The organism is Mycobacterium sp. 852002-50816_SCH5313054-b (assembly GCF_001667185.1).
In the GTDB taxonomy this organism is placed as follows: Bacteria; Actinomycetota; Actinomycetes; order Mycobacteriales; family Mycobacteriaceae; genus Mycobacterium.
Genome location: NZ_LZIC01000088.1, coordinates 1 through 7,393, shown reverse-complemented (window position 1 = coordinate 7,393; position 7,393 = coordinate 1). Strand labels below are relative to the sequence as shown.

The 7,393-nt window shown below is 73.0% G+C and carries 5 protein-coding genes and 1 pseudogene; 2 read left to right on the top strand and 4 right to left on the bottom strand.

What is annotated here, in order from left to right; genetic code table 11:
• Positions 1 to 906 (top strand): annotated as a pseudogene (locus tag A5787_RS27790) (hypothetical protein); the annotation flags it as partial.
• A 4-nt stretch (positions 907 to 910) separates the two neighbouring features.
• Here A5787_RS27790 and A5787_RS18185 read toward each other — a convergent pair.
• The 4 genes from A5787_RS18185 to A5787_RS18170 form a co-directional block, all read right to left on the bottom strand.
• On the bottom strand, positions 911 to 2,236 hold the full coding sequence (locus tag A5787_RS18185) for a UDP-glucose/GDP-mannose dehydrogenase family protein (protein ID WP_066969472.1): 1,326 nt from the start codon (positions 2,234 to 2,236) through the stop codon (positions 911 to 913).
• An 88-nt stretch (positions 2,237 to 2,324) separates the two neighbouring features.
• Positions 2,325 to 3,716, bottom strand: coding sequence for a hypothetical protein (locus A5787_RS18180; RefSeq protein ID WP_197507241.1), 1,392 nt, complete (start codon positions 3,714 to 3,716; stop codon positions 2,325 to 2,327).
• 188 nt (positions 3,717 to 3,904) lie between these two features.
• Complete coding sequence (locus tag A5787_RS18175; RefSeq protein ID WP_066969476.1) at positions 3,905 to 5,020, bottom strand: hypothetical protein; 1,116 nt, start codon at positions 5,018 to 5,020, stop codon at positions 3,905 to 3,907.
• Between the two features lie 136 nt (positions 5,021 to 5,156).
• Entirely contained in the window at positions 5,157 to 6,620 is a 1,464-nt protein-coding gene (locus A5787_RS18170) for a hypothetical protein (protein ID WP_082977299.1), read from the bottom strand.
• A 278-nt stretch (positions 6,621 to 6,898) separates the two neighbouring features.
• Here A5787_RS18170 and A5787_RS27785 point away from each other — a divergent pair.
• Positions 6,899 to 7,393: hypothetical protein (locus tag A5787_RS27785; protein ID WP_197507239.1), on the top strand; the 495-nt coding region annotated here is incomplete at its 3' end.

Here is a 7,393-nt window from a genome sequence, read left to right as displayed (position 1 = left end):
CTCTCCACGACCGGCAGCGGCGGCAACGGCGGCGCCGGCGGGAACGGCGGGTTGTTCAGCATCGCCAGCAACGGCGGGATCGGCGGACCGACGCAGCCCACCGGCGGGGCCGGCGGCGCCGGCGGCACGGGCGCCATCGACGGCGGCAACGGTGGCGCGGGCGGCAACGGCGGGCTCCTCGGCGCGGGCGGGGTCGGCGGCGCCGGCGGCACCGGCACCGGCGGTAGCGGCGGTTTCGGCGGCGACGGCGGCAACGGCACGGTGTGGGGGAACGGCGGCGCCGGCGGCCACGGCGGCGCCGGCTCCACGGGTAACGGCGGCGCGGGCGGCCACGGCGGCGCCGGCGGCATGTTCGAGGGTTCCGCGGGCGCCGGCGGCGACGGCGGCGACGGCTTCGTCAACGGCGGCGCCGGCGGAGCCGGCGGCAACACCCGGGGCATCTCCGGCAACGGCGGCGGCGGCGGCGACGGCGGCAACGGCGTCACGGGTGCCGGAGGGGCCGGCGGCCACGGCGGCAACTCCGGCCCCGTCCAGGGCACCGCGGGGCGCGGCGGTAACGGCGGCATTGGCGGCGGGGGCGCGGGCGGCGACGGCGGCAGCGGCGGCAACGCCGCCGGGCTGTCCGGCAGCGGCGGCGCCGGAGGGGCCGGCGGGGCGGGCGACACCACCGGCGGGAAAGGCGGCAACGGCGGCAATGCGGCGCTCTTCGGCTATGGCGGGGACGGCGGTCCCGGCGGGCAGGGCGTCACGGGGCGCGGTGGTGACGGCGGCAATGGCGGCGGCGCCGTGCTGTTCGGCAACGGCGGCAGCGGCGGCAACGCCGGGATCGGCGTGCCCGAGGGCGACGCGGGCACCGGCGGCGCGGGCGGGCTGATCGGCTCGCGCGGCAACGACGGGCTGACCTAAACCGCTAGGGCCGCGGCGCCCCGAGACGGAACACCCGCCACCCGGCGTGCTGCCAGCGGGCGAAGTCGAGGCAATTGCGCCCGTCGACGACGACGCGGGCCCGCACCCGGTCGGCCAGGTCGTCGGGGTCCAGGTCGACGAACTGCCGCCACTCGGTGAGTACCAGCACCGCATCCGCGCGCTCGCAGGCCTCCTCGACCGAGACCGCGTAGTTCAGCGTCGGGAACAATCGCTGCGCGTTGTCCAGCGCCTTGGGGTCGTACACGTTGACCGCCGCGCCGTTGAGCTGCAGCTGCCCGGCGACGTTGAGCGCGGGCGAGTCGCGCACGTCGTCGGACTCGGGCTTGAACGCCGCACCCAGCACGGCGATGTTGGCGCCCAGCAGCGAACCGCCGCAGGCCGCGGTGGCCAGTTCGACCATCCGGGTGCGCCGGCGCATGTTGATGCTGTCGACCTCGCGCAGGAACGTCAGCGCCTGGTCGGCTCCCAGCTCACCCGCGCGGGCCATGAACGCGCGGATGTCCTTGGGCAAACAGCCTCCGCCGAAACCCAGTCCGGCGTTGAGGAATTGGCGACCGATGCGCGGGTCGTACCCGAGCGCGTCGGCCAGCAGGCTGACGTCGGCGCCCGCGGCCTCGCACACCTCGGAGATGGCGTTGATGAACGAGATCTTGGTCGCCAGAAAGGCGTTGGCGGAAACCTTCACCAACTCCGCGGTCTGCAGGTCGGTCACCAAGAAAGGAACCCCCGCGTCGAGCAGCGGACCGTAGAGCTCACGGACGGCGGCCTCCGCGCGCATCGAATCCTGTTGTGTCCCAAGCACGATGCGGTCGGGGTGCAGGGTGTCGTGCACGGCGTAGCCCTCGCGCAAGAACTCCGGGTTCCAGGCGATTTCGACGTCGACCCCGGCCGGCGCCAGCGCGGCGGCGCGCTGGTTCAGCTCGGCGGCGGTGCCCACCGGGACCGTCGACTTGCCGATGAGCACCGACGGCCTGGTCAGCCGGGGCACCAGCGCGTCGATGACGGCGTGCACGTGGCACAGGTCGGCGCCGTATTCGCCCTTCTTCTGCGGCGTGCCCACCCCCAGGAAATGGACGTCGGCGAAATCGGCCGCCATGTCGTAGTCGGTGGTGAACTGCAGCCGCCCGGCGGCCAGGTTGTCGGTCAACAACTTTCGCAGGCCCGGCTCGTAAAAGGGGATGTCACCGCCGGCCAGCTTCGCGATCTTGCCCGCATCGATATCAACGCCGACGACGTCGTGTCCCAGTTCCGCCATCCCTGCCGCGTGCGTGGCGCCCAGGTAGCCGGTGCCAAAGACGGTGCATCGCATACCACCGGTGTAGGTGGCCGCGATGAGCTAACTGCATCGCGCCGCTGATCGGGAGGCAAACGGCAGATGACAGCTGCCCGCGAAAGGGCTAGTGGTGACCGCCGAACCCGCCGTGACCGCCGCCGAAGCCGCCGCCACCGTGGCCGCCCTCTCCGCCGCCGAACCCGGGGAACCCGCCGCCGCCGTGCGGACCGCCGAAGCCGCCGCCGGGCGGGCCGCCGATACCCGGGATGGGCAGCGGGATCGGCACCGGGATGGGCGCGATCGGCGGCGGCGCGGGGGCTGGCGCCGGGGCCTCCGGGATCGGGGCCGGGGCCGGGGCCTCGGGGATGGGAGCGGGCGCCGGGGCAGGAGCCGCCGGCACCGGAGCAGGTGCCGGTGCCTCGGGAACGGGGGCGGGCGCCGGGGCCGGGGCTTCGGGAGCGGGCGCCGGAGCTGGAGCCGGCGCGGCGGGCGCCGGAGCGGGGGCCGGTGCGGCGGGCGCCGGCGCCGCCTGGGTGGGGGCGACGACCTGGTGGTTCGGAGCGGGCCGCACGCCCGCGGTCGGCCGGATGGCGATCGCCAGCGAGATGACCAGCGCCGTCACGCCGACGATGAAGACCGCGCCCAGCGCGCTGCCGACCAGCCTGAAGGACTTGCGCTCGCGATAGCCCGCGCCGACCAGTTGGGTGTCGTGCGCGCCGGTGTAGGCCTCGTCGAAGTCGTCGGCGACGGCGCTGTAGGCCAGCGCGTTCGCGTCGGCGGTGGCCGGGGTGTCGAAGTAGCCGGGGGCCACCGCGAACGGGGCGATGGCGCCGGTGCCCGGGTCTTGGGCGTAGGCCAGCGCCGCGGTGGACGACGCGAACAGCGGGGCATGCGCCGAAGCCAGCGCCGCGCCGCGGGCCAACGCCGTGTCGGGCTCCTCGGGCGCCGACAGCGGCAGCGTGGTGGCGGCCTCCAGCGCCGGCTTGATCATCGGGATGTCGATCCCGGAACCGACGACGAACACGCCGTCGGGGCGGTTCTCCAGCGCCTCGACGCCGGAGAGCATCGTGGCCAGCTGCGTCACCGCCGCGTCGTCGTCGGCCGGCAGGGGCTGTCGATAGACGTCGGTGACCGACCCGTCGGCGCTGTCGACCACTGCGAGGGTCGCGGTGTCGGGCTCGATGTAGAGCAGCGCCGTGCGCGCGTAGTTGGTTTGGTTGCCCACCGTTTGGGCCAGCGCGGCCGCGGCCAAGAACGCCGAGACCAACATCACATTCTCGACCTTGTGGGCGGCCAGCGCATCGCGCAGCGCGGCCGCCTCGATCGGGTCGGTGAACGTTACGCCCGTCGACGCGAGCTGGTAGCCGCCCTCCGAGGCGCCCTCGCGGGTGCCCAGGATCGCGGAGACCACCTGGTCGGCCGCTGTAACGGTAGCCGCGTCGTCGTCGGTGGCTACATCGAAATTGTCCTCGTCGACGGTGGCGCCGTCGCCATTCTCACCTTCGACCAGCACCATACGGACGGCCGTCGGCGCCATCGACACGCCAAGTACGGTGTCCAAAGCTCCTCCATTGTTCGTTTGCCAGCCAGTGAGGCGGGGGACGTGGTGATCGCACGTTGAGCAACCGTGGCACGCCGACAGTCCCCACCCTGTGTGCCCTGATTTTCCCGATTTTACGCCCTTCCGCCGGTCGCGGCTGGGGGCTAGGGGCCCAGGATTCCGCGCCCCAGGTGGCGGCGGAGCCAGTCCCAATGGTCGTCGTGATCGTCATCCCTGGGCGGCAACGGCGGCCACTGCTGAGGGGGGTTCGAGTTCGGCGCCGGATTCGGGGCGACCGGCGCCGGAGCCGGCGGCGGGGCCGACGGCGCGGGCGGCGGGGCTTGCGGGGGTGGTGGCGCCGCCTGAGTCGCCGGGGCGACGACGTTCTTGCTGATATCCGGTCGCTGGTCCGCGTGCGGCCGAATGCCGATGGCGAGCGCCAACGCCACGGCACCGACCACGAGAATCGCGGTCGCGCCGAGAACTGCCAACAGTTTTCGGCTGCGTCGCTCGCCGTATTGCCGGTAGTCGTCGGGCGACGGGTCGGCCTCGGCGCTGTAGGCCAGCGCGGGCGCGGGGTCCTCGACGTAGGGCATGGCAACCGTGCTCGGCGCCCCCAATTGCTGGTTGGCCGACGCCAACGCGGCGCCCCGCGCCAAGGCCATCTCGGGTTCCTCGGGCGCCGTGACCGACAGCGACGTCGCCGCTTCCAGCGCCGGCTTGATCGACGGGATGTCGACGCCGGAGCCGACGAGGAATACCCCGTCGGGGCGAGCGCGCATCGATTCGGCGCCGGCGACCATCGCGGCCAGCTGCGCAAGCGCGGCATCGTCGCGGCGGGGCAGCGGTTTTTGTTGCACGTCGGCGATCGACCCGTCCGCCGTGTCGACGACGGCCAGCGTCGCCGCGGTCGGCTCGACGAACAGCAGTGCGGTGCGGGCGCAATGGGTTGCGCTGCCGACCGCCTGAGCCAGCGCCGCCGCGGCCACGAACGCCGAGACGAGCATGACGTTTTCGATCTTGCTTTCCGCCAGGGCATTTCGCAATGCGGCCGCGGCGTTTTGATCCGTCCACGTCACCCCGCTGGATCTGACCTGATAGCCGCTTTCGGCCGCGCTTTCGGTGGTTCCGAGAATGGCCTCGATCACCTGAGCGGCCGCAGTGACACCCGGGACCCGAAAGTCGGCCTGATCGACGGTGACGCCGCCGGCGCCTGCACCCTCGACAAGCACCATGCGGACCGTCTCGGGTGCCAGAGACACCCCAAGGACGATGTCCACCGCTTCCCCCATTTCGAAACTTGTTCGCTGACAGCCTGATTGCCCCCACACATCGCGGTGACAGTTTCGGCCGCGACCAGACCTTAATCCGCCACCCTAGCTCGCGGGCCCGGACACGCCTGGCGACGCCGAACGGTTACCTATGCCCGAAACCGCCGAATCCGTGGCCCCCTCCGAAGCCACCGAAACCGTGGCCCCCGCCGAAGCCGTGCCCACCGCCGAACCCATGACCACCGCCGAAGGGACCATGGCCGCCGAAGGGACCATGCCCGCCGAACGGGCCGCCGAAGGGCCCGCGGCCGCCACCGAAGGGGCCGCGTGGGGCCGGCCCGCCACCGAAGGGGCCGCGTACCGGCGGGCCGACCAACGGCACGCGTGGCACCGGAACGAACACGGGTGGCGGAATCACGGGAACCGGGACGGGCGGAGCCGCGGGAACCGGCGCCGCGGCGGGCGGCGCGATGGGATGCGGCACCGCGACCGGGGCGGGCGCCTGGATCTTGGGCTGCGCCTGCGGCACCGGCGCGCGTGCGGGCGGCTGCGCCGGGGCGATGATGTTTTCGTTCGGGCTGGGCCGCAAGGCCACCGTCGGGCGGATACCAATCGCCAGCGCAATCTCCAGCGCCACAACCGCGCTGATGAAGATCACCGCGAGCGTGCTGCCCACCAGCAGGACCGACTTGCGCCGCTGGGCGTCCTCCGCGCCGATGGCCAGGTTGGCCTCGCCGTCCGCGTCGGGCACGGCGCTGTAGGCAACGTTGGGCTTGCCCCGGTCGGCATCGGTCGGCGGCTCCGGAACGCTGCGGTACTCCGGTTGGTACGCGGGCAACAGTCCGGGAACCTGGCCGGCGAGCGCCAACGGGTCGACCTCGCCCGTGCCGGGGTCCAGGGCGTAGGCCATCGCCGCCGTGGATGACGCGAACAACGGCGCGTTCGCCGAGGCCAGCGCCGCGCCGTAGGCGAGCGCCATCTCCGGCTCGTCGGGAGCCGACAGGGCGAGGGAAGTCGCGGTCTCCAAGGCCGGCTTGATCAGCGGGATGTCGACGCCGGAGCCGACGACCACCACGCCCTGCGGGCGCGTTTCCAGCGCTTCGGCACCCGACACCATATCGACGAGCTCGGCGACCGCCTCGTCTTCGTCGTCGGCGAGAGCTCTGCGATGGACCTCCGAGATGGATCCGTCGGCGGTGTCGACCACCGCCAACGTCGCGGTGTAGGGCTCGACGAAGAGCAGCGCGGTGCGCGCATAGTCGGTGGCATCGCCCACGGCCTGCGCCAGGGCGGCGGCGGCCATGAACGCCGAGACCAGCATGACGTTTTCGATCTTGTGGGCGATCAGGGCGTCGCGCAGCAGCGCCGCCTCGACGTGATCGGTCCACGTCACTCCGGTGGACAGCAGTTGGTAACCGCCCTCGTCGGCGCTTTCGCGCGTGCCCAGGATGGCGGAGACCACCTGGTTGGGCGCAGTGGATGGCGACCGATCCGCGTCGACGTCGAAGTTGTCCTGGTCGACGGTGGCCCCGTCGGCGCATTCACCTTCCAGCAACACCATGCGGACGTTCGTCGGCGTCATCGAGACGCCAAGCACGATGCCCACCACCGCTGAAAACTCTCCCTTGGTACTTTGCTGCGTTCGCGGCGATAGCTGCGCCGGCGACGCATTCCTTCAGATTCTCTTGCCACAGCAGCGCGGGTACCGAGAATCCGTAATTAGCTGGGCGATATGAAGTTCTGGTCGTGAGGAGACGGGGCGGCGCGGGTTTTCGGCCAGCCCAACGGTTCGAGCCTACCCGCGCTGCCACGGGGGTGTTAAGCGCAAAGGCGGCCTGTGTTAGCCGTGTCGCAACGCGGCGATCGGGGCCCCGCGGGTGGCTAGTGGTGCCCGCCGCCACTGTGGCCGCCACCACCGCCGCCGAAGCCGCCACCGCCACCGCTGTGGCCCCCGCCGAAGCCGCCACCGCCGCCACCGCCGAACGGACCACCGCCGCCGCCACCGCCGAAGGGCCCGCCACCGCCGCCGTGACCGCCGCCGCCGAACGGTCCGCCACCGCCACCGAACGGACCGCCACCGCCACCGGGAGCGCCGCCGCCCCCGAATGGACCGCCACCGGGAGCGCCGCCGCCGCCAAATGGTCCGTGACCGCCGAACGGCCCCGAACCACCACCGAACGGACCGGGACCAGCGGGCTGGCCACCGCCGGGACCGCCGCCGCCACCACCGAACGGACCGTTACCAACGAAGGGCCCATGACCGCCGAACGGCCCGGGACCGGCGGGCTCGCCGCCGCTGACACTGCCGGGGCCTGCGCCGGGGATATGAATGGGTCCGCCGCCGGGGCCGCCCGGACCCGTCACGGGGGGCGGGAAGTGCCC

Coding starts and splice junctions, on each gene's coding strand:
- A5787_RS18185 (WP_066969472.1), bottom strand. CDS start 2,236: ATGCGATGCACCGTCTTTGGCACCGGCTACCTGGGCGCCACGCACGCG.
- A5787_RS18180 (WP_197507241.1), bottom strand. CDS start 3,716: ATGGTGCTGGTCGAAGGTGAGAATGGCGACGGCGCCACCGTCGACGAG.